Below are 22,174 nucleotides of genomic sequence, written 5' to 3'. Positions count from 1 at the left end.
GCCTACCTGCTGCCGGGGGAGGAGGAGGGGGACACGGAAGCGCTGAGCCGGTACGGAGAGACCGTGACCGGTCTAGCCGACGTCGCCGCCGGTTACGGCATCAAGCTGTGTATTGAGCATTTTCCGTGGAAAGCCCTGGCGACGGTACGGGACACCCTCGATTACATCACGAGGCTGGGTCACGACAACCTGTACCTGCTGTTCGACATCGGTCACGCACAGATTTCGAAGGAAGATCCGGCCGAAGCCGTTACGCGGGCGGGCGATCGGCTGGGATACTTCCATCTCGATGACAACGACGGCGTATCCGATCTCCACTGGGCCCTGTGTGACGGGGTCCTGACCCGGGACGTGCTGAAACGTACGCTGGCTACCCTCGACCACATCGGATACGACGGCCCGGTCAGCCTGGAAATGAACCCCGGACTCCCCGACCCGCTGGCGGCCATAGAAAGCGGTTTCAGGCTGGTGCGCGCCCTTTAGCACGGTTTCTGGCCGGTGCGCACCCGCTGGTCGGCCCGGCCTACCAGTCCACCACGGACCCGTCGTCGGCCAGGTAGCTCTCGCCGTTCCGCCAGTCGTGGTCGATCTGGTCCTCCATGGCGTCGTCGTCCAGCTCGATCCCAAGTCCCGGCGCCGTGGGCAGTTCCACGAACCCATCCTTGAAGACAAAGGGCTTTTTGAGGTATCCCTCGCCCAGTGTAGTGTGCTCCTGGGCGACGAAATTGGGGATGGAGGCGTCCAACTGCAGGCAGGCGGCCAGGGAAATGGGTCCCAGGGGATTGTGGGGCGCGATCCCGCCGTAGTAGGCCTCGGCCATGCCCGCGATGAGCCGTACCTCGAAGATGCCGCCGGCGTGACACAGGTCCGGTTGCAGGATGGACGCGGCCTGCTTCTCCAGGATCTCCCTGAACCCCCACTTGGTGAAGACACGTTCTCCCGTGGCAATGGGCAGGTGGGTCCCCCGGGCGATTTCGGCTAGTACGTCGACGTTCTGGCACTGGACGGGTTCTTCCACGAAGAAGGGCTGGTAGGGTTCGAGTTCCTTGATAAGCACCTTGGCGGTCTGGGGACTGATCGCCCCGTGGAAGTCGATGGCCAGGTCGATGTCCGGACCGGCGACTTCGCGGAGCCGGGCAAAATGATTGGCGGCCGTGTCAATAAAGGTCTTGTTCTCGATGATCCGGGCCGGCCTTTCCGAGAACGGCCCGGTCTTGAAACAGGTGAAACCCTTTGCGATCCAGTCCTTGATCGTGGCCGGGTCGCCGCCGCCCTTGTACAGGCGAATCCGGTCCCGCGTCGGACCGCCCAGCAGCTTGTACACCGGCACGCCCAGGGCCTTGCCCGACAGGTCCCAGAGCGCCTGTTCCACCCCGCTGAGCGCGCTGGTCAGGATGGGACCGCCCCGGTAGAAGGCGTGGCGGTACATGGCCTGCCAGTGGTGGACCACCCGGGTCGGGTCCTTGCCGACGAGGTACGGTTCCAGTTCGGCCACGGCCTGGGCGCAGGTCTTCGCCCGCCCCTCCAGGATGGGCTCGCCCAGTCCCACCAGACCCTCGTCGGTATGGATCTTGAGAAAGAGCCAGCGAGGCTTGACGAGGAAGGTCTCCAGCTTGGTGATTTTCATGGTGTTCCTCTCCGGTTCGTTTGCTGTCTTACCGCCCTATCCTCTACCGCGCTCCGCACGCTTGCAGGCACGCCTGCATGTGTCCCCGCGTTTCGGCGGCGATGACACAACACTGCTCCAGTGAATACTCCCTGGCCCCGATGACCTCGAGATTCAGCGGTCCGTCATAGCCGCCTTCGTGCAGCGCGCGGATATACCCGACCAGGTCGATATCCCCCCGCCCGTTGGCCTGGTCCTCCGGCGCGCCGGGACCGGCCTGGCGGCCCTTGCAGTCGCGGATGTGTACGTGGCGGACGCGGGGCAGCACGGCCTTGATGGCATCGACTGGATTCTCATCGGCGCGGTGGATGTGGGAAGGATCCATGTCGATCCCGAAAGCCGGTGACGATATGGCCTCCATGGCGCGCAGCGTCGTCGGCGTGTCGTAGATACTCGCACCCACGTGGGCCTTGACGCAGAGCGTAACCCCGTAGGTCTCCGCCCGGTCCGCCAGCCCGCCCAGGGAATCGATGGTCGCCTGGAGGCTATCCTCGTCTCCGGAGGTGCCGCCGGGGCCGCAGTTGATGATCGGTATGCCGGTCTCGGCCGCGGCCTGAAACGCGGACTCCATGACTTCCCCGTCCTGGGACGGCTGCTCCATGGCCAGCAGTTCCAGGCCGTATTCGTCGGACAGGCGCCGGATATCCGGCGCGATGGACCGCCAGTCCGACAATACGAGATGCTCGCTCATGCCGCTGATGGCAGACATTTCTATGCCGTCGTACCCGGCCATGGCCAGATACTTGAAGGCCGTCTCCATGTCGTAGCCGCCGAACAGTACCGAGTTGGCGCCGAGTTTCATGTTCTCTCCTTGTCAGTATCGTACCTTTAGTACTGTACCGTCACGACGGAATCGGTGTCCCAGGATTCGATGGCGGCCTCGATGATCAACTGGGCACGCAGGGCGTCTTCCGCCTTGGCATCGATGTCCTCCGGCGCCGCGCCTTCCAGGTTCTGTTCGATCCAGCGGGTGATCCGCGTGCCGAAAGTCTCCGGAAACCCCATCATACCGCCGAGGTACTGGTAGGATTCCACCTCCCTGGAATCCCGGGGATAGAATTCCAGTCCCTCGCAGGCCTCGCGTATGACGAACCGGGCGTCCGAGCCCACGACCTCGCAGGTCTCCAGGCCATAGCTACCGCCGGCGTCGTAGCTTCCGGTCAGGTGGCCGACGACGCCGTTCTCGAACAGCATGTTGACCTGGACGTTGGACCAGGTCTTCCGTCCCCGTCCCTTCTTGAAGAAGGCCTGCACCTTCTCCACGTCGCTGCAGAAATACCGCATCACGTCGATGGAATGGGGATGGAGGGCCCGCATGTGGAAATGGGGCGAGCTCTCGTTGGGGTTGTTGATCCACATCGTCATGTTGATGATGTTCAGTTCGCCCAGCCGGCCGGCCTCGACCCACTCCTTCGCCCGCAGCGCGGCGGGCGTGAAGCGGTGGTTGAGGTTGATCCCGTAGCGAAGACCCCGTTCCCGCGCCAGCGCGACCATCTCCCGGGCCTTCGGGATCTCGTTGGAGATGGGCTTCTCGCCCAGTACGGGGATGCCACCGCCCAGCAATTCCATCGTCGGCGCGAAGTGATCCCCGCCGTTTTCCACGCCGGCCGTACATACGCTGGCTGCGTCGACCTTCAACCCACTGTTCAGCAGGTCTCCGACGCTGTAGAATGCCCTGCAGCCGTAGTTCTGCGCCGCCTCGTCGGCCTTGTCCTTGATGGCGTCGCAAACGGCCACGATCGTGCACGCTTCATGTTCCTGGTAGTTCCGTGCATGGTTGTTTCCGATGCCGCCCATGCCCACCACCGCAATATTCAGCCCCATCTTCTAACGCTCCTTTAAAGAATCCCTATGCAGGTATTTCTCTCGTTAACTTACACACTATACGTGACTTACGTCGTCTAATCGATTAAGCGCTTACACTGCCCGAACTGCCTGGCGAGCCCGTCGGATCGACCCCGTCACCGGCTGCGCGCCTGCAGGCTCGCGGCCTGGTCGGGATCGCCGATATGCATGGTATCGTAGGCCTGCTGCGAGGACTTGAAGGCCCCCACGCCTTCGTGCCCGTGCCAGTCCCCCTGGGTGAGCATGGGATTGCGTTTCCCGCTCTCCCGCACACGCTTCCGGATCCAGCTGTTCATCCGTCGCTTGAGCAGGCCGACCACCTCCGGAAGCTCATCGGCCAGGTTGTGGTTCTCATCCGGGTCCTCCACCAGGTTGTACAGCTCGACCGGGGGCTTGAAGTGGAAATCCGGCTCCAGGGCGACCATCAGCTTCCACTGCGGCGTGCGCCAGCCGTGCTTGCGCATCCAGGTGCACTCGGTGATGTAGAACTCGCTGTCGAAGGACGACACCGTGCCGTCGACCAGGGACATCAGGCTGTCACCGTCGAAATCGATCTCCGCATCGATTTCGGCCAGGTCCATGATGGTGGGAACGAGGTCCTTGTGCTGATTGTATCCGGCAATACGGCTTCCCGCGGGGATCCTGCCGGGATAGCGGATGATGAGCGGGACGTGGAGCGTCACGTCATAGAGGCCGTGGTGGTCGAACCAGCATTCGTGGTCGTAGAGCGTCTCGCCGTGGTCGCCGTTGAGGATCACGATCGTCTCGTCAAGTATGCCGTGTGCCTCGAGGGCGTTGAAGATCGTCTGGATGCAGGCGTCCATGTACGCCACGGCGCCGTCGTACTGGGCGATGACGTAGTCCTTGTCGGTGATGCCGGGCGGCATCCACTGAGCGAAGAAATCGCAGAATGGCTTGAACGCCTTGACCGGATCCATGGACCGGTTCTTCGGATCGCACTCGTCGCCGTGGTAGAACATGCGCTCGTAGGGTTCCGGCGGCAGGTACGGCGCGTGGGGGTCCATGTGACGGAGGAACAGGAAGAAGGGGCCGCGCCGCCTTGCGAGCCGGTCCAGTTCCGGGATGGCCACGTTGTTCAACTCCTGCGCCTTGGGGCTGCGCCCCTCGTTCCAACTTCCCCAGCTCGGATACTCGAGGTACTTGTCGAACCCACGTGACGACGGGTTCCCGGCAAAGCCCACGCTGGTGGTCGCGTATCCATGCTCCCGCAGGATCTCGGGCAGCGTCTGCACGTCCTCCCGCAGGCCGCCCTTGTGCCGCAGGGCCACCACCTGGGTGCCGAAGGCGTCCAGGCCGGTCAGCATGGACGCGTAGGCGCTGGTCGTGGGGATGTGGGCGCTGTAGGTCTTCTCGAACAACGCGCCGCCCTCGGCGAATCGGTCGATATGGGGCGTGGTCTGTCGGTGGTAGCCGTAACAGCTCATGTGATCGGCCAGAAGGGAATCCACGCCCAACAGTACGATATTGGGATGCTTCTTCCTGCGCCGGCGGGTCTTGGCCATGGGTCAGTCCTCGATGATGTGTGTTAAGTTATGGATATTCTAATATTTATAACGCCACCTACTCCGGCATGAAGAACTCGTAACGGTCCGGGTCGCCGTAGCCGTCGACCCACGTTTCCTTCAATCCCTGGTTCTCTACGGCGGCCTTCACGATGAGCTTGTTGAACTGGCTGACGTTCTCCGAACTCATGTAGGTTGCCACCGGCATCCAGAAACACTCTTCGATCTCCGTGGTCTGCATCTCGATGATCTGGTGGAGCGGCCTCAGGCGACAGACGAAGTAGATATCGGACTTGTCGTAGCGGTAACCGTGCCAGTGCCTGAAACAGACCAGGCCGTCGAAGCGGGTCGGCACGCCCGTTTCTTCGAAAACCTCACGGACAACTCCCTCCGCCAGGTGCTCCTCCGGCTGCAGTGCGCCGCCGGGCAGCTTGTAGTAGGGTGCGCGTCCTCCGCGAAACCGCTCGCAGACCACGAGCAGTTCGTCCTTCTCATTGATCACCACGCCGCCGGCACCGATGTAATGGGTCGCGTACAACGGCACGAAGGCGTCCTGCACCAGCCGGAGCGTCAGCATCAGGTAATCGGTAGTACTGTGATGGAACACGCTTCCCACGTCCACCAGCGCGGGAATGAGGAAGGCGCGGGCCAGGGGGACCTTGAACCAGGCGACCTGGAGGTCTTCTGCCTTCCATTCCCGGATCGAAAGGTCCAAACGCTCCTTGAATCCGTCCGGGTTGTCCGGCAGGGCGTCTGAGTCGACTTCCACGCCGTGGAACCGGTTGCGCTCCCCCTCGATGACGGTCATGAGGCTCTCCCTGGCGGACCGGACCTGGTCCACTCGACGCCGGCTAGTTCAACACGGCCCGGCTTTCGTCCACGCTGGATTTGAACCGTTCCAACACGCCTTCCAACCCTCGTATGGCATCGGACCAGAACCCGGGCTCCGTAAGCTCCAGGCCGATAGTCTGCCGCACCACGTTTTCCGCCGTATCGCTTCCGGTCCGTTTAAGGTACTGCTCGTATCTCGGCAGGAAATCCGGACCTTCCTTCTCGTACTGGGCGAAGAGACCCCGGCTGAGCAGGTAGCCGAAGGTATAGGGGAAATTGTAGAACGTGGTGTCCGTGATGTAGAAATGAAGCTTGGACGCCCAGAAATAGGGATCGCCGCCCTCGGGATCCAGCACGTCGCCGAGCACGCGGCGCTGGGTCTCGACCATCAGCTCCTTCAGCCTGCTCACGCCGACTTCACCGTCCGCCCGTTCTTCATGGAAGGCCTTATCGAATTCGAAGCGCACCGGGATGTCCAACAGGTAGGTCGCACCGTCGCTGGCCTCCAGGTTCAACAGGAAGGCCGTGGTTTCGGCGCTCACGTCCGGTTCCTCCAGCAGGCCCCGCATGAGCAGCATTTCGCCGAAGGTGGAAGCGGATTCGGCCAGGGTCATGGGGTAGGCGCGGTTCAGCGTGCGTTCTCCCCGCATCAAGTGGCCGTGAAAGGCGTGTCCCAGCTCGTGGGCCAGGGTCAACACGTCACCCATGCTGTCGTTATAGGTCATGTAGACCCGGGACTCTTTCGTCAGGGGAGATCCCGTGCAGAAAGCTCCGGGACGTTTTCCCGGCCGGGGCGACCAGTCGATCCACTTCTGCTCGAAGGTCTCGTTCGTGTAGTCCGCCAGTGCGGGATATCCGGATGCGAAAGCCCGATGCACCAGTGCCCTGGCATCTTCCCAGGAAGGTTCGTCCTGGTGCTCCACCGTCAAAGGCGCTGAGAGGTCGTACCATCCCAGTGTGTCGCCGCCCATGAGGTGCGCCTTGTACGCCAGGATATCGCGGGCTACGTCGATTTCCGCGAAAACCGCTTCGAACATGGCGTCCAGCGTTTCCCTTGAGATCGCGGCCTGGAAGAGAGCCTTGTCCAGGTAATGGTCCATCCCGCGATGGCGGTACAGGGTCAACCGCGTGCCTCCGATGGCGTTCAACGCGGCGGCCGGCACGGTCTCGATCGACGCCCAGGCCTCGTTGCCCCCCTCGAAGGCGGCACGGCGCACGCGGCGGTCCGGGTGTTCCATCAGGGCGCGGCGCTGCGCCATGGGCACCTGCTCCCGCCTGCCATCCGGATAGGCCATCTCGAAAGTCAGCTTGCCCGAGATCCGGTCGTATAGCCGTCCCCAGGCCTCGATCCCGTCCACGCCCAGGTCCGACGCCAGGTGTTCCTCCTCCGTGGACATGGTATGCCGGGACTGTTCCCTGATCCGGGAAATACGGTACCGGGCGTCCCGGAGGGCGGGGCGGGAAGTGAACGCTTCAAAAACCTCTTCGGAAGAGGACTTGTATCCTCGCTGAAGTTCCACGAGGATCTTGGCCAACTGGGCGTCCATCAGACTCAATGCCCCCTCCTCCGCGGCGAAATCGTCGTTGTTCGCGTCCGCGGAGGTAATGCAGGAAACGTAGGAGCCCAGGTGACGCAACCGGGTGACGGTGTCTTCGAAGGAGAGGACGATGCGCTCCCACGCTTCCAGGTTACGGGGATTCAAGTCTGCCGTGCCCGAGGCATCGGCCAGCAGAGTGTCCAGGTCGTCCCGGAGGTCGGCCTTGAAACGGCGCATCTCCGGTCCGTCGAATGCGGGAAAGTAAGCAGCCAGATCCCAATCCATGTTTCTACAACGCGTCCCTTCCTATCCTCTGCGCAGGACCTGGCCCGGGCGGTGGGCCGTGGGCTCGTGGTTTTCGATGACCGGAAGGCCGTTGACGAAGACGTGGGGAATGCCGTCGGGAGGCTGAATCGGCGCCTCGAAGGTGGCCCGGTCGGCCACAGTATGCGGATCGAAGACGACCACGTCCGCGGGCGCGCCATCGCGCAGGACGCCACGGTCTTTCAGCCGGTAACGTTCCGCCGGAAAGCCGCTCATTTTGTAAACGGCCTCTTCCAGGGAAAGCAGTCCGCGCTCCCGAACGAATTTACGGAGCATCTGTGCGAAACACCCGTGGCCCCGGGGATGGGGATGGGTGCAGTCATAGACGCCGTCGCTGGCGACCATCATGAGAGGATGGGGCGCCGTCCGGTTCAGCACGGCGTCGACTTCCGCTTCCGATACCGGCCAGAACATGACGAAGGCCTGGATGCCGTCTTCATCGAGCACGAGGTCGTAGGCGAATTCCTCGTTCGTCTTGTTCACGCTCCGTGCGGCCTCGCCCAGGGTCATCCCCGCGAAACGACCGGAACGCGTATAGCCGATGTACTGACGGTCGGCCAGGTTCGTCGACTTCAGATACTCGAGGGCCTTGCGACGGGTATCCGGCTGGCGCATCCGCTCGAGCACTACGTCGGGACTGCCCGTCTGCACCCACATGGGCAGCTGCATGGTGATGTGAGTCATGCCGGCCGGGTAGAGATAGGATTCGAAGGTGATGTCCACCCCGTCTTTCACGGCCTGGTCCAGGATCCGATCCGTCATGTCGTCGACGCGTTCGTGGGAAACGTGCACGGGAATGCCGCTGGCCCTGTGCAGGTCGATGATCTCCTGCCAGGCCTGTTCCCTCCCCAGGATCTGGTATCGCAGGTGAGCGGCGTAGATCCCATCGTACTCCAGGGCCATCTTGCAGAGCGCCACCAGCTCCTCGAAGGGCGCGTTGGCACTGGGCTGGTAATCCAGTCCCAGGCAGAGGCAGCCGGCGCCGGCTTCCATCCAGGCGCGGGTCTCCGCTTCCATGACCTTCAGCTGGTCAGGCGTGGGCGGCGACGGGTCCCAGCCCATGGCCTTGACGCGCACGGCGCAGTGCGGCACCTGGGGATAGACGTTGGCGGGTGAGCGGCCCGGAAAGAGGTCCAGGTAGGACTCAATGGTGGGCCAGTTGACCGGCTCCAGGGGCTCGCCGTAGGCGAACTGCGTGTAATGCCAGAGGGGCAGGGCTTCTTCAGGCGTCAGGCCGGCCCAGCCGAAGCCGTCCGGCGCCAGCAAATGGGTCGTCACGCCCTGCCGGAGTCCGCCCATCTGGTCCCGGCCGCCCAGCAGGGAATTCTCCGAGTGTACGTGGACGTCGATGAATCCGGGGCAGACGACATGGCCGCCGGCGTCGATCGTCCGGGCGGCCTCGGCCTCCGACAGATCGCCGATTTCCGCCACGCGTCCGTCCTGTATTCCCACGTCTGCGCGGTACCGGTCGGTCTTGCCTGTACCATCGATTACCTCACCACCGCGAATGACGACATCGAAGGCCACGCATTCCTCCATTCAGGGTTGTCTGTCAGGTGCTGTCTGTCAGGAGCTGTCCGGCCACGGAAAACGGGCCTTGTATTCGGGTTTTCCCTGGATGTCCTGGCGCACGCGGAACAGTCCGCCGCCGCGGTAATGCTCGCCGTAGGCCTGCCAGTCGTAGTCCATCGGATCGAGCGGAGAGCCAGGTTCCAGCGAGGTCCCTGCGGTAGTCACGTAGATATCCGTCAGGTCCGTACCGCCGAACATGACGCTCGAAGTCTGGATCGCCGGCAACGCGATGCGCCGCTCCTCTACGCCGTCGGGGTCGAACCGGACGATGCATCCGTCGAACCAGACGGCCGTCCAGACGAAACCTTCAGCGTCCACCGTCATTCCGTCCGGCACCCCTGCGGTGTCGGGCAGCTTGACGTAATCGCGCCGGTTGGACACGGAACCGGTCGCCCGGTCGTAATCATAGGCGTAGATCGTCCGCACGGCGGAATCGGTGTAGTACATGATCGATTCGTCCGGCGAGTACCCCATGCCGTTGCTGCACCCGATCCCCTCTTCGATGACTTCCACGCTGCCATCGGGATCGAAACGATACAGTTTTCCCAGTCCGCCGTCGATCAGGGAGCCGGCGAACATGCGCCCGTCGGGATCGGCCGTCACGTCGTTGAAGCGAAGCGGTTCTCCCTCATGGGTCTCGTCGAAAATGCGCACCCACTCGTCGTCCGACTTCCAAAGCACGACCCCGTCCCAGATGCAGGCCACGAGGCCTCCGAATTCGTTGAAGGCGAACCCGCCGACGTTGAAACCGTCGTGCACCTGGCGGTTCTGGTTCGTGGCCGGGTCATAGGTGAAGAACCGGCCGGTCCGGATGTCAGTCCAGATCAGCGTCCTGCTGTCCGGATCCCAGACCGGACCCTCACCCACCATCGCCTCGACTTCCGCGATCTTCTCAATGGTCGCCATCATGGCATTGTTCCGGTTGAACAAACTCGAAGGCCGCACAAGTCGTGCTGCTTCTCTGTGTCGTGTCGCTTCACTGAAATGTACGCGTACGATACCGCCGGGGATGGACTTATCGGCGGGATTGCAAGTATATATACCAAAAGACGACGAGGGTCAAGGCGGGACATGGTTTTAAAAACCGGGCGGTTGCAGTGGGATTCCGGTAACGTGTGTGGTGTGGCGGCCAGGCCTTGCATTCCCGGTAAATGAAGGTGTATATTGGGCTGATCCTGAAATGTTCTTCTGATAAATCATCAACCGATGTTTGTGGGATCAAACCCGAAGTCCGGGATCCTGTAACGATGAAAACCTACCTGGAAGGCTGCGGCGTCCCCACGGCCTGGATCGGCCAGGCTGAGGTACCGCGCCTGATCATGGGGATCCACCCCTACGACGGCTGTTCCTACCAGAACAAGGCGCGGGACGCGGAGAATTACCGCACCTTCAGCCGGGTCCAGTCGGTAGCCGACGTGCTTCGATATGCCGTGGAGGAAGGCGGCATCACGGCCGTCCAGGTGGATCACATGCTGCCCAGGCTCGACCGGCTGCATCTGCAGGCCATCTGGGAAACCGAGCAACAGACCGCCACACAGCTGGGCATCGTGGCCTACATCCTGATTCCGGTGACGCTCGACGGCGAGATCGTCTCCTACTCCGACCGCGCCCATTCGACCTTCTACGGCCGAAACGAAGCCCTTGCCGGTCAGGCCTTCCGCGATCACTTCCACCGCGACGACATCATCCGTTACAACCTGGGCGACACCTTCGACGGCATCGTCACCCCGGAAACCGTACCGCCGTACACCGAAGAAGACGCCGCACGATTCGAAATCGACTACGGCGTCCTTGAGCAGTACCTGGGTTTCTTCGCCGGGTGCGATATACTCGTCGCCGATCCAGGCGCCGAAATAGATCTGCTCGCCATGACCGGGCGCTTCGACCTGATCCGAGAGTACCTGGGATTCCTGCGCCAACGTTTCGACACCGTGATAACAAGCATCCATCACGCCGGCGTCACTCTACCGCTGCTCGAGGCCGAGGACATCCCTGTCGACGGCTATCTGACCACCGTCAACGCCCCGGGCACCTTCATGTTCCCCACGCGCGACGTGGCCATAGACGCCATCAGACAGGCCACCAAACCCGTCATCGCCATCAAGCCGATGGCCGGCGGCCGCTACCTCGGACAAAAGGCGTTCGAGTATGTCTTCAACGAGATCGGCGTATCGGCCTCGATGTTCGGGATGGGTACCCTGGAACAGGTCCGCGAGACCACGCTGGCCGCCCGCGAGGTGCTGGGCGCCGCCTGAGTTGCCTTTGAAAAACCGATACAGCCGTTCTTCCCCTACTCCCCATCTTCCACCATGGGCACGAACCGCACGCCGCCGTGGTGAACCTTCACTGCCTCCTCTCCCGACCGCGTCACGGAATACAGCTCTTCGCCAATAGGAATGACCATGTTCCCCTTGTCCTTCAACTGGCGAAACAGCTTCTCGGGGAGATCACCGGGCGCCGCCGTCACCATGATCTTGTCGAAAGGTGCATGCTCGGTCCACCCTTCGTAACCGTCGCCGATCCGGTAATAGATGTTATCGTAACCCAGGGATTCCAGGGTCTCCCGGGCCCGTGCACCGAGGACGGACAACCGTTCAACCGTGTAAACGGACCGTGCGAGCCGGGCCAGGATCGCCGTCTGGTAGCCCGATCCCGTGCCGATTTCGAGGATCCGGTCCGTTTCGCTCACATCGAGCAGGCGGGTCATGAGCCCCACGATGTAGGGCTGGGACACGGTCTGTCCAAGGTCGAGGGACACGGCGCAGTCTTCGTAGGCCTGCGACCGGTACGCTTCGGGAATGAACCGGTGCCTCGGCACGGCGCGCATGGCCTCGATCACCCTGGGCTCGTCTAGACCGCGTCCACGGATCTGCTCCTCGATCATCCGTTCCTGCGATGAAACGGGGACGACAACCGACTCGATTTTCTTGAACAATCGGGATAGCAGCATGGTCCGTTCAGTCTACAGGGGCCACCCGGTTGGAGCAAGGCAAATCAAGGTAGTCCGGCGACCCTGATTCCGGACGAATCGTAACGTATCCCGCAGCGCGTACGATACAGCAAGGAACCTCGTGCCCCGCTTGACACGATCACGCCGAATCACTAAGTTCCTCGGTGCCTGTTAGCCCATGAAGAACGGACATTTTGAGCGGCTGTGCTCGGAAAGGACCTCCCGCATGCATCCCTTTGAAGACCTGCAAGTGCCCGCCGGAAGCGTGGGCATCCACTGGTTCGGACAAAGTTCTTTCGGACTGAAGCATCCGGACGGCACGGTGATCCAGGTCGATCCCTATAACCCCCGTGAAAGGCCTGCGGACCGCTTCGTCCATACCCGGCCTCCCCTGGACGAAAGGACCCTGAAGACCGACTTCGTGCTGCTGACCCACAACCACGGTGATCACACCTGCCTGGAATCCCTGGAGCGCCTTTCCGCCGCCTGGCCGCAGGTCAGCTACGTGGGCCCCATCGAAAGCATAAACGCGCTGAAGGAAGCGGGGCTGAACGCCGGGAACATGACGGTCGTAACGGCTGGCGACACCGCCGAGATGGGGTCCTCGAAGGCGCACACGGTGTGGGCCAAGCCCCCGGCGGGCCTGCCCGAGGACGGTATCGCACCGCCCGACGTGCAGCACCTGGGTTACGTCGTCGAAATGGGACCGGTGCGCGTCTATATATCGGGCGACCCGGTCAATACCTTCGCCGACCACGAATCCCTGCTCGCACCTGTACGGGACCTGCGGCCGCAGATCGGTTTTCTGACCAACCACCCGAACGAGGGCGAATTCCCTTTCTTCGACGGATCGGCCCGCATCGCGGTTTCCCTCGGACTGAAGACCGCCGTGCCCGCCCACTACGCCTGTTTCGTGGAGCGGGACTACGATCCGCGAGAATGGGCTACCCATCTGCCGGAAGGCGGGCCGGAACCCCTCATCATTTCGTACAACCAGTCCACCGTGTACAGCCCATGAGGCCGGGGTGCACCTCAGCCCCTGATCCCGGTATACATCCGAAGCTCATGGGGACGCGACGGACCGCGGCGGGCCGCGGCGGGTCCCGGCGGACCTTCTCGATTCCCCGGACCGCGGTTAATTTCGGCGTATAGAGAAGCACGTGCCATGCGCATAACCGGCATCGAACTCGACGCGGTAGACGTAAACGGACAGCATCACTGGGTGTTCGTGCACGTCCGGACCGACGATGGCGTGGACGGTGTGGGTGAGCTCAATCCCTCGGCGCCGAGGCAGGCGGTCCTGGCCGCACTGCGGATAATCGAGCGCGAGGTCATCGGGAAGGACCCGCGCCGGATCGAACAACTGTCGGCGCAGTTGAAACCCCGTCCCGACGATCGGCCCGCCGTGCACGCCCTGTGTGCATTCGAACAAGGCCTGTGGGACATCCTGGGGAAGTCACTGGACGTCCCGGTACACGCCCTGCTCGGGGGCAGGTGCCGCGACAGCATTCCCGTTTACGCCAATGTCACGAGGGCCGCGCTGGAGGGCACGCCGGACGACTTCGTCCGCCAGGCCACGGGCGCCGTCGCGGACGGACACACCGCGGTGAAGATCGCACCATTCGACGGCCGATTCGGCGACGGCGACGGGCTGATCGACCACGGACTGGAGTGCGTGCACGCCGTGCGGGAGGCTGTCGGTCCGGATATCGATCTGCTCCTCGACTGCTACGGCCGTTTCTCGCTGGATGAAGCCCGACGGATCGCGGATGGGCTGCGCGGGATCGAACTGTACTGGCTTGAGGAGCCGGTGGGGGAGCGGGACCTGGAAGGCTACCGGCAGATCAGAAAGGAAACCGGGTGGCGTATCGCCGGCGGGGAACGAGCCATGCTCATCGAGGGATGCTGGCCCCTCTTCGATCCCGAGGCCATGGATGTCCTCATGCCCGACGTCACCATCGCGGGCGGCATCGGCGAACTCAAGAAGATCGCCTCGATCGCCGAAAGCAGGGGTCAGTTGACCGCGCCGCACGGCCCCTTCGGTCCGGTTGCGGTTGCGGCCCACGTACAGATCATGGCCTCTCATCCCGGATTTCTCATTCTCGAGTACGCCTGGGGACAGGTGCCCTGGCGCGAAGAACTTGTCACGCCCGCGGAACAGGTTGTAGACGGCCGCATCGATACCCCCGGGCGTCCGGGCCTCGGCCTGTGCCTGGAACCCAGCGTCGTGGAGGAACATCGCGTGGACCCGGCGGCGGCCTGATCCATAACCACGAGTTGCGCTGCTAGCAGATCCTGGAACACCGGATCCACGGCCGCTGGCTCCGCGGCCACTGGTTCCATGGCCGCTGGTTACACGAATCGCCGATTCCGCGACCGCTGGTTACACAGTCACTATCCGAAAGGAAACCTATCCATGCAATCCGAAGCCCTTTACGACACGCTCGATTCCGTCACCGCGATTCCCATTGTACCTTTCCGCGGCGGTACCATCGACTTAGGCGGCCACCGAAGGAACATCCGGTACCTGATGGAGAACAACCACCTCGACGGGAACAGAAAGCGTGTGATCGGGATCGCGGGCACGAGCCTGATCCACCACTTTTCCTTAGAGGACCAGATGCGGGTCATCGAGGCCACCGGGGAAGAGATGGGGGAAGACGGGTTCCTGATGTCCGGCATCGTGCCGAATCCCCTTTCCCAGGCGGAGAAGCTCGTTCGCGGGCAGTCGGCCCTTCCCCGTCCGCCGGACATCTACCTCATCATGCCGCTCACCGGCGTGGCCGACCACGAATCGACTTATGACGACTACATGGCCTTCGCCGAGCGGCTGGGTAAGGATTGCGGCGCCCGCTTCCTGCTGTACATGCGGTCCGCGGACTACGTGAACCCTATCATCCGGCTGGTCAAGGACTCCCCCCACATGGTCGGAGTCAAGGTGGGTACGAGCGAAGAAGAAGTCACCCCGCTCATAAACGGCATTGGCGACGACGGCATCGTCATGTGGGGAATCGGTGACCGGAGCACCCGGGCCGCCGAACTGGGTACCCGGGGACACACTTCGGGTACGGCCATCGTCGCCGCGCGCTCGGCTGACGAGATCAACAACGCCCAGCGCCGTGGAGACTACACGGCCTCGGCCGCCGTAGAAGCCCTCATCGCAGACCTCGAACACCTGCGTTTCATGAACGGCCGGCAGTACAACTACTCGGCGGTGGTGGAAGCGATGATCATCGGGGGCTGGGAGGATGTGGCGGCGGGCGAGGGCGGCCCCTTCAATCCTCGGGTGCCGCGGGACATCGCCGCCCGCGTGGCCGACGCGGTGGAGCCGCTGCGGGCCTACCACTAGTCGACCGGTTCCGTATACCGGATTCCCTCAATACACGATCTGCGAAATCGCCTTGGAGATCAGCGCGATGGCGATGGCGATCATGCCTATGAGTCCGATGCCGGCCCCGTAGCCGGCCAGCACAATGGGCACGTAGGACATCCATTTCTCTTCGCCGAAGCGCTTGGTGAAGTAGTAACGCCCCAGGATCGCGCCGAAGAAGGTGGGCAGGGTCTGCCAGAGCGGCATGGCCATGCCGCCGACCAGGCCGTAGAAGAAGAGGGGCGAGCCGCCCACCAGGGTAATCAGGCCGAAGAGCCCTCCCGTGATGCCCAGGCCGGCGATAATGTACTCGATCTTGATGATGTCGAAGATGAACGTGATGCCGCCGGGCAGGGTGGACTTCACCCAGATGGTCCGCATGGCCGCGTTGAGGGGCCACATCTTCTGCACGTAGGGATAGGCAGAAGACGGGATGGGGTTGAGCTTCCATACGAGCGAATAGAAGATGAAGCTGCAGACGAACATCAGGATGGTGGTCACCGCGGTCAGCTTGACCACACTGCCGAAGGTCGTCTTGGTGAGGTCGAGTTGCTTGAAGGTTTCGGCCACCTTCCCGTGCTCGAAGATCGGTATCGGCGCGAACCACACGTCGACGCCCCGGTAACCCGACAGCAGGAACGAGGCTTCCTTGACGAAGGGGAACGAGGTGCCGTAGGGCGAACCCGTGATGCCGATCATCCGGGCACCGATGTAGGAGAACACCGGCGACCAGAGGAATCCGAAGATGACGCTGATCCACCACGGAAAATCGGGGATAAGGATGTAGAGGATGACCACGAAGCCCGCCGTGCTGACGAACCAGAAGATGAAGACGAGCCAGATCGGCAGGTCGCCCCGGCCCTTCGGCGTCGGTCGCACTTCCGTTTCCCGGTTGGGATCTTCCCGCCGCTCACGGTTGGATTTCAGTATGGCCCGGATGGTCGCGGTGAAACCCACGATGCCGATGACGAGGGAAGCGCCGATGGTGAAGCTGAGCCAGAAATCGATGTTGTTGGATATCTGCGTTGGGATCAGCGACATCCCGGGCTCCCAGGTGGTCAGGATGCCGTTGTGGTAGAGCAGCGGGTTGGCAACAAGCGCGATCACGGCCGACGACACGAAGGTGCCGATCACGACCCAGTAGGGCAGGACGAACCCGGCCAACAGCGTGCCGAGATCGGTGCCGATGCCCACCATGGTGGCCGGCAGCACTTCCCTTAAGCTGGTGGTGAAATCGATAAAGGGAATGGGCAATATGGTGATGGGCGTGACCAGGAACGTGCTGGACAGGATGGGGATCATCACGTACAGGAGTCCCCACGATACGCCGATCACGGATCCGATGCTGAACGCCCGCCATCGCCAGCCCTCCCGGTTCTGGGACGTCTCGGCCAGCGCCGTGGCCCCGCCCGCGTGCACCCGCGCCAGCGGGAAGGTCAGCCGCTCCACGTCGTTGGTGACCCGGAAGAGGATATACCCCATCGAGTAGGAATTGACGGCAAAGAGGACCGTCACCGCGGTGAGGACGAGGACAGGCACGAACCAGTCCATGTGGAAGAAGGTCCGGCTGGCCATCGCGGTGGAATCGAGCGTCGGGACGACCCAGGTGGGGATCAGCGTGGCGATGCCCGTGGCTTCCGGGGACTGCTTGTAGTACTGCTCCCAGATCAGGTGGGCGAAGGGGCCGCCGGTGATGCCCGTGTTCATGGCGTTCCCCGCGGCGGCCAGCCCGGCCGCAGCCCAGTACAGGATCATGATTTCCTGCCGGGTCATCTTGACGAGGGACCGCTTCGCGATCTCGAGGAACAGGATGACGGTGACCCAGTCCGCCGCGCCGGTCTGCCCGCCCGTCACCAGGCTGAGGTAGATCGATCCCGGCAGCATGACGAACCCGACGAACAGGCAGGCCCAGATCGTCTTCAGGTTGAATCCCGGCAGGTAGGGTTCGTCCGCTTCGCCGAACAAAGCGGTATCCGGATTCTGGTACTGCTCCGGACTGTCTTCCCTCTGTTCCTCTTCACGGACGGACAACGCGGGCCTCCTGAAGCGGTACTGCCGTTAAATCACGCAACATGTTGTACGCCAAATAGATACAATGTATACACATCGACGCTGATTGTGGGGGATTCACCAGTTACCGCATGTTCGGATAACAAGTCTGACAAGATAGGACGCCTCCTACCCCTGTCAAGTTGTATTTCGTGACCGGACCTCACGGCGAAAGGCCCTGAAGACCCGGTAGGCTTCCCGTCCGGTCGCCGATCAATTCGCCCAGCGCATCCCGCAGCCCCGTGTATCGCTCGACGACCCGGTTGTTCTTCACCGCGATGGCGAGGGCCTTGGGCGTGCCGACGAGGACGGCCAGGGCCCGGGCCCGGGTCAGCGCGGTGTACAGCAGGTTTCGCTGCAGCATGATGTAGTGGGTACTGTAGAGCGGCAGGATGATGGCGGGATACTCGGATCCCTGGCTCTTGTGCACGCTGATGGCGTAGGCCAGGACCAGTTCGTCCAGTTCGCCGTAATCGTACCGGACGGATTCCTGGAACGAGATGTCCACGGCCTGGTCGTCCGGATCGATGTGCGTGATGCGTCCGATGTCGCCGTTGAAGGTCATTTTCCCGTAGTTGTTCCGCGTCTGCAGCACCTTGTCGCCCACGCGCAGTTCCCGGTCGCCCCGCTTCAACGAGGACCCCGACGGGTTCAGCACCTGCTGTAGCTTCTGGTTGAGCTGGTCCACGCCGATGTCGCCGCGGTACATGGGGGTGAGCACCTGGATGTCGTTGAAGGGATCGAGGCCGTACTTGCGCGGCAGGCGGTCCGTCAACAGCTCGGTGATCTGTTCCGCGCCGGCCGCGGGGTCGGGCTCGTTTATGAAGAAGAAATCGCCCTGGTTCCTGTTCTTCGTGTCCGGCATTTCGCCGCGGTTCACACGGTGGGCGTTCATCACGATGCTGCTTTCCCGGGCCTGACGGAAGATCTCGGTCAGGCGGACCACCGGCAGACGGCCGGCGTCGATCATGTCCCGGAGGACGTTGCCCGCCCCCACGGAAGGCAACTGGTCGACGTCGCCCACCATGATGAAGCGGGCTGACGTCTTCACGGCCCGCAGTACGGCGTTCATCAGGACCGTATCCACCATGGAGGACTCGTCGAGGATGACCAGGTCGGCTTCCAGCCTGTTGTCCTGGTCGCGGCCGAACTCCATGAGCCCCGGGTTGAATTCGAGCAGCCGGTGGATGGTTTTCGCCTCGGCGCCGGTCACCTCGGACAGCCGCTTTGCGGCCCGGCCCGTCGGCGCGGCCAGCAGCACCTTCGCTCCCACGCGGTTGAACAGGTAGACGATGCCCTGCACGCAGGTGGTCTTGCCGGTCCCCGGACCGCCGGTAATCGCCAGGACACTCCGGGATGCCGAGGTGTGTATCGCCTCGCGCTGTTCCGCGTTGAAGACGATGCTGCGTTCTCTTTCAATGTGTTGGATGTGTTCGTCGATTCGTTCGGGGGACGGCGGGGTGCGGGGATGATCGACCAGACGTGCGATGTTCCGTGCGATACCCTGCTCGGCGTAGTAAAGGGGCTGGAGATAGACCCGGTCTTCGTTGCAAAGGACGACCTCGGCCCGGACCAGGGCTTCAATGCCGGCCGGAATGGTATCGGCGTCGACCTCGAGCACGGCGGCGCTTTCCTCGGTGAGGGTTTCCAGGGGCACGAATACGTGACCGTCGTCGGCCTGCGCCTCCAGGACGTACCGGATGCCGGCCTCGACCCGGGCGGGCGCTCCGGGATCCACCCCCAGGTTCATGGCGATCTTGTCGGCGGTCTTGAAACCGACGCCCCAGATATCCGTGGACAGGCGGTACGGATTCTCCGTGACCTGCCTGATGGCCTCGTTACCGTAGGCCTTGTAGATCTTCACCGCGTAGGCCATGCTGACGTCGTGTCCGAGCAGGAACTGCATGACCTCCTGGATGTGCTTCTGTTCCTCCCAACCGGATCGGATGACGTCGATGGTCTTCTTCGCGATGCCCTTCACCTCGGACAGCCGGCCGGGCGTCTTCTCGATGACCTCGAGGGTGTCCTCGCCGAAGTGATCGACGATCATGGCGGCCTTGGCCGGGCCCAGTCCCTTGATGAGCCCCGATCCCAGGTACTTCCGAATGCCGTCCGTGGTCGTGGGCTGGATCGACTTCGATTCGACGATCTTGAACTGCTTGCCGTACTGCTTGTGGGTTACCCAGAACCCGGAGACTTCGACGCGCTCGCCCGGTGCGATCTTCGCCAATTCGCCCGTGACGGTCAGCAGGCCGTCCCGCGTGGCCGCCCGCGCCAGGTTCTCGGTGGTCCTGCAGGCGTCCGTTTCGGCGCGCAGCCGCGCGACCGTGTAGCCGGTCTCCTCGCTCTGGAAGGTGATGCGCTCGATGGTACCGGTGAGTATGTCCATGCCTGACCGGAGTAAGGCGCCTAACGTTCGTCGCTGGCGTAGACGACGGCGTCTTCCGCCTTGGCGTAGGTAAACAGTTCATCCCCGGAGAAGAAGCGGGGCACTTCGTCCCGTGCCGTTTCCAGTGAGTCGGAAGCGTGCACCAGGTTGCACTGCACGCTCATGCCGAGATCGCCGCGTATCGTGCCGGGGGCGGCCTGCCTGGCGTTCGTCACGCCGCACAGGCCCCGCACGACGTCCACGGCGTCGACGCCTTCCAGGCACAGCGCCACGACCGGCGTTTCCTGCATGAAGGACTTGATTCGGGGGAAGAAGGGCTTGTCGGACAGGTGCGCGTAATGTTCGTCCAGGATCCCGTCGGTCAGCTGCATCATCTTGAGACCGGCGACCTTGAGCCCCTTGCTTTCGAAGCGACCGGCGATGAGGCCGATCATTCCGCGCTGCACGGCATCCGGCTTGATGAGAACAAGCGTTCGTTCCACGGACTGATTCTCCTTTAAAATGTGGGTCGGGGCAACAAATTAAAACCTCGTGCTAAGCCTCGTGCAATGTAGGCGGCGGCACCCGGAGTGTCAACGGAAATGCCCCCCTGGCAATTCGCTCAGATCGCGTAAAAATGCGGTGGACATTTCCAGCTTCGGCGCATATAATGTCGGTGGGCTTCATCAACATACAATCGGGGCAAGGCCATGTGGGAAGACGATGAAATTCGCGAGGAGTGCGGTGTCTTCGGCGTTTATGGCGACCCCGCAGCCGCCCGGCTGACCTTTCTGGGATTGTATGCCCTCCAGCACCGCGGCCAGGAAAGCTCCGGCATGGCGGTCTCCGACGGCCATCACATCGCATCCCACCGGGCCATGGGCCTGGTCAGCGAAGCCTACGACCATGGCGAGCGGGTGAACGATCTCGAAGGCCACATGGCCATCGGCCACAACCGGTATTCCACCACCGGCACGTCCAACGTCGACAACGCGCAGCCCTTCATGGTCAACTTCAAGCGCGGACAGTTGGCCACCGCCCACAACGGCAATTTCACCAACACGGGCGCGCTGCACCTGTCGATGGAAGAGACCGGTTCGATCTTCCGCACCTCGTCCGACAGCGAGATCGTTCTTCACCTCATCGCACGATCGAACGAACCCGACCTGCCCGGCATGATCGCGGACGCCCTGCGCCAGGTCGAAGGCGCCTATTCCATCGTGTTCCTGTCCGATTCGCAGCTGATCGGCGTCCGGGATCCCCGCGGATTCCGGCCCCTGTGCCTGGGACGCCTGGGTGATGCGCACGTGCTCGCGTCGGAGACTTGCGCCTTCGACATCATGAAAGCGGAATACGTCCGTGAAGTGAAACCCGGCGAGATGGTCGTCATCGACGAAGAGGGCATCCGGTCCTTCTTCCCCTTCGAAGAGGCGGAACCGGCCGCCTGCATCTTCGAGTACATCTACTTCGCCCGGCCGGACAGCAAGGTATTCGGAGAAAACAGCGACAAGTTCCGCCGGCGCTTCGGCCGCCAGCTGGCGGAGGAACACCCGGTGGACGCCGATATCGTCATCGCGGTGCCGGATTCGGCCACGACCGCCGCGCTGGGCTATTCGGAGCAGTCGGGAATCCGGTTCGAGATCGGCCTGATCCGGAACCACTACGTGGGGCGGTCATTCATCGACCCGGACCAGTCGATGCGCGAATTCACGGTGAGATTGAAGTACAACCCGGTCCAGGGCGTGCTGCGGAACCGGCGCGTCGTCCTCGTGGACGATTCCATCGTGCGGGGCACCACCCTCAATCAGCTGGTCAGGCTGATCCGCGGCGCGGGCGCATCCGAGGTGCACGTGCGGATCAGCAGTCCTCCCATCCGCCATCCCTGCTACTACGGGATCGACATGCAGAGCCGGGGCGAACTCATCGCCTCGCAGACCCGGGTGGAGGAGATCCGCCAATATCTCGGGGCGGACAGCCTGGGCTACCTGTCCATCGAAGGCATGGTGAAGACGGGCAAGGAGTACGGAAAGCCCGGGGTGGGCTACTGCACGGCCTGCTTCAGCGGGGACTACCCGGTCATTCCGGAAGATTCGCTCAACAAGCTCATGCTGGAATCGTGAAAGGCGCGGTCCGCTACC

Annotated in this window: 18 protein-coding genes; 6 read left to right on the top strand and 12 right to left on the bottom strand. The window is 62.8% G+C overall.

The genetic code is table 11. From position 1 onward, the window contains the following. Positions 1-483 (top strand): sugar phosphate isomerase/epimerase (locus F4Z81_02685; protein MXW03955.1); only part of this gene is annotated, 483 nt, incomplete at its 5' end. 40 nt (positions 484-523) lie between these two features. Here F4Z81_02685 and dgoD read toward each other — a convergent pair. The 8 genes from dgoD to F4Z81_02645 form a co-directional block, all read right to left on the bottom strand. Continuing rightward, positions 524-1,627: a galactonate dehydratase gene (gene dgoD / locus F4Z81_02680; GenBank protein MXW03954.1), complete on the bottom strand. Its 1,104-nt coding sequence runs from the start codon at positions 1,625-1,627 to the stop codon at positions 524-526. Positions 1,628-1,670: 43 nt separating this feature from the next. Next, entirely contained in the window at positions 1,671-2,468 is a 798-nt protein-coding gene (locus F4Z81_02675; protein MXW03953.1) for a sugar phosphate isomerase/epimerase, read from the bottom strand. A 26-nt stretch (positions 2,469-2,494) separates the two neighbouring features. Continuing rightward, on the bottom strand, positions 2,495-3,490 hold the full coding sequence (locus tag F4Z81_02670) for a Gfo/Idh/MocA family oxidoreductase (GenBank protein MXW03952.1): 996 nt from the start codon (positions 3,488-3,490) through the stop codon (positions 2,495-2,497). A 137-nt stretch (positions 3,491-3,627) separates the two neighbouring features. Then, positions 3,628-5,034, bottom strand: coding sequence for a sulfatase-like hydrolase/transferase (locus tag F4Z81_02665; GenBank protein MXW03951.1), 1,407 nt, complete (start codon positions 5,032-5,034; stop codon positions 3,628-3,630). Between the two features lie 58 nt (positions 5,035-5,092). Then, complete coding sequence (locus tag F4Z81_02660; GenBank protein ID MXW03950.1) at positions 5,093-5,842, bottom strand: NUDIX domain-containing protein; 750 nt, start codon at positions 5,840-5,842, stop codon at positions 5,093-5,095. A gap of 43 nt (positions 5,843-5,885) precedes the next feature. Continuing rightward, a complete protein-coding gene (locus tag F4Z81_02655; GenBank protein ID MXW03949.1) occupies positions 5,886-7,688 on the bottom strand; it encodes a M3 family oligoendopeptidase in 1,803 nt (600 codons plus the stop codon). 21 nt (positions 7,689-7,709) lie between these two features. Further along, positions 7,710-9,266, bottom strand: coding sequence for a D-aminoacylase (locus tag F4Z81_02650; protein MXW03948.1), 1,557 nt, complete (start codon positions 9,264-9,266; stop codon positions 7,710-7,712). A 27-nt stretch (positions 9,267-9,293) separates the two neighbouring features. Next, positions 9,294-10,208 (bottom strand): SMP-30/gluconolactonase/LRE family protein, encoded by a 915-nt coding sequence (locus F4Z81_02645; GenBank protein ID MXW03947.1) that lies wholly within the window; start codon positions 10,206-10,208, stop codon positions 9,294-9,296. 338 nt (positions 10,209-10,546) lie between these two features. On the opposite strand from F4Z81_02645, the gene F4Z81_02640 reads away from it, so the two are divergent. Continuing rightward, the gene (locus F4Z81_02640) at positions 10,547-11,554 is read left to right on the top strand and encodes a hypothetical protein (GenBank protein MXW03946.1); all 1,008 of its coding nucleotides are present in this window, start codon (positions 10,547-10,549) and stop codon (positions 11,552-11,554) included. 35 nt (positions 11,555-11,589) lie between these two features. On the opposite strand, the gene F4Z81_02635 is transcribed toward F4Z81_02640, so the two are convergent. After that, positions 11,590-12,249: a protein-L-isoaspartate(D-aspartate) O-methyltransferase gene (locus F4Z81_02635; protein MXW03945.1), complete on the bottom strand. Its 660-nt coding sequence runs from the start codon at positions 12,247-12,249 to the stop codon at positions 11,590-11,592. A 178-nt stretch (positions 12,250-12,427) separates the two neighbouring features. Between F4Z81_02635 and F4Z81_02630 the strand changes: the two genes are divergently transcribed. The 3 genes from F4Z81_02630 to F4Z81_02620 all read left to right on the top strand — a co-directional run bounded on the left by F4Z81_02630 (position 12,428) and on the right by F4Z81_02620 (position 15,598). Beyond that, entirely contained in the window at positions 12,428-13,267 is an 840-nt protein-coding gene (locus F4Z81_02630; protein MXW03944.1) for an MBL fold metallo-hydrolase, read from the top strand. Between the two features lie 147 nt (positions 13,268-13,414). Next, positions 13,415-14,512, top strand: coding sequence for a mandelate racemase/muconate lactonizing enzyme family protein (locus tag F4Z81_02625; GenBank protein ID MXW03943.1), 1,098 nt, complete (start codon positions 13,415-13,417; stop codon positions 14,510-14,512). Between the two features lie 78 nt (positions 14,513-14,590). Next, a complete protein-coding gene (locus F4Z81_02620) occupies positions 14,591-15,598 on the top strand; it encodes a hypothetical protein (GenBank protein MXW03942.1) in 1,008 nt (335 codons plus the stop codon). A gap of 27 nt (positions 15,599-15,625) precedes the next feature. Here F4Z81_02620 and F4Z81_02615 read toward each other — a convergent pair whose 3' ends face one another. The 3 genes from F4Z81_02615 to F4Z81_02605 form a co-directional block, all read right to left on the bottom strand. After that, a complete protein-coding gene (locus F4Z81_02615; protein ID MXW03941.1) occupies positions 15,626-17,650 on the bottom strand; it encodes a peptide transporter in 2,025 nt (674 codons plus the stop codon). A 181-nt stretch (positions 17,651-17,831) separates the two neighbouring features. After that, positions 17,832-20,057, bottom strand: a complete 2,226-nt coding sequence (locus tag F4Z81_02610) for an ATP-dependent RecD-like DNA helicase (GenBank protein MXW03940.1) — start codon at positions 20,055-20,057, stop codon at positions 17,832-17,834. Positions 20,058-20,077: 20 nt separating this feature from the next. Next, a complete protein-coding gene (locus F4Z81_02605) occupies positions 20,078-20,539 on the bottom strand; it encodes a nucleoside-diphosphate kinase (GenBank protein MXW03939.1) in 462 nt (153 codons plus the stop codon). A 207-nt stretch (positions 20,540-20,746) separates the two neighbouring features. Between F4Z81_02605 and F4Z81_02600 the strand changes: the two genes are divergently transcribed. Beyond that, a complete protein-coding gene (locus F4Z81_02600; protein ID MXW03938.1) occupies positions 20,747-22,156 on the top strand; it encodes an amidophosphoribosyltransferase in 1,410 nt (469 codons plus the stop codon). Positions 22,157-22,174 lie beyond the last annotated feature (18 nt).

The organism is Gemmatimonadota bacterium, assembly GCA_009835325.1.
GTDB lineage: Bacteria > JAAXHH01 > JAAXHH01 > JAAXHH01 > JAAXHH01 > JAAXHH01.
Note: the sequence above shows the minus strand (reverse complement) of the source record. Positions and strands in the feature narration are given on the sequence as shown.

Excerpts from the sequence above, each read along its gene's own strand:
- dgoD (MXW03954.1), bottom strand. The coding sequence starts at position 1,627 with ATGAAAATCACCAAGCTGGAGACCTTCCTCGTCAAGCCTCGCTGGCTC.
- F4Z81_02675 (MXW03953.1), bottom strand. The coding sequence starts at position 2,468 with ATGAAACTCGGCGCCAACTCGGTACTGTTCGGCGGCTACGACATGGAG.
- F4Z81_02670 (MXW03952.1), bottom strand. The coding sequence starts at position 3,490 with ATGGGGCTGAATATTGCGGTGGTGGGCATGGGCGGCATCGGAAACAAC.
- F4Z81_02665 (MXW03951.1), bottom strand. The coding sequence starts at position 5,034 with ATGGCCAAGACCCGCCGGCGCAGGAAGAAGCATCCCAATATCGTACTG.
- F4Z81_02660 (MXW03950.1), bottom strand. The coding sequence starts at position 5,842 with ATGACCGTCATCGAGGGGGAGCGCAACCGGTTCCACGGCGTGGAAGTC.
- F4Z81_02655 (MXW03949.1), bottom strand. The coding sequence starts at position 7,688 with ATGGATTGGGATCTGGCTGCTTACTTTCCCGCATTCGACGGACCGGAG.
- F4Z81_02650 (MXW03948.1), bottom strand. The coding sequence starts at position 9,266 with ATGGAGGAATGCGTGGCCTTCGATGTCGTCATTCGCGGTGGTGAGGTA.
- F4Z81_02645 (MXW03947.1), bottom strand. The coding sequence starts at position 10,208 with ATGATGGCGACCATTGAGAAGATCGCGGAAGTCGAGGCGATGGTGGGT.
- F4Z81_02640 (MXW03946.1), top strand. The coding sequence starts at position 10,547 with ATGAAAACCTACCTGGAAGGCTGCGGCGTCCCCACGGCCTGGATCGGC.
- F4Z81_02635 (MXW03945.1), bottom strand. The coding sequence starts at position 12,249 with ATGCTGCTATCCCGATTGTTCAAGAAAATCGAGTCGGTTGTCGTCCCC.
- F4Z81_02630 (MXW03944.1), top strand. The coding sequence starts at position 12,428 with ATGAAGAACGGACATTTTGAGCGGCTGTGCTCGGAAAGGACCTCCCGC.
- F4Z81_02625 (MXW03943.1), top strand. The coding sequence starts at position 13,415 with ATGCGCATAACCGGCATCGAACTCGACGCGGTAGACGTAAACGGACAG.
- F4Z81_02620 (MXW03942.1), top strand. The coding sequence starts at position 14,591 with ATGGCCGCTGGTTACACGAATCGCCGATTCCGCGACCGCTGGTTACAC.
- F4Z81_02610 (MXW03940.1), bottom strand. The coding sequence starts at position 20,057 with ATGGACATACTCACCGGTACCATCGAGCGCATCACCTTCCAGAGCGAG.
- F4Z81_02600 (MXW03938.1), top strand. The coding sequence starts at position 20,747 with ATGTGGGAAGACGATGAAATTCGCGAGGAGTGCGGTGTCTTCGGCGTT.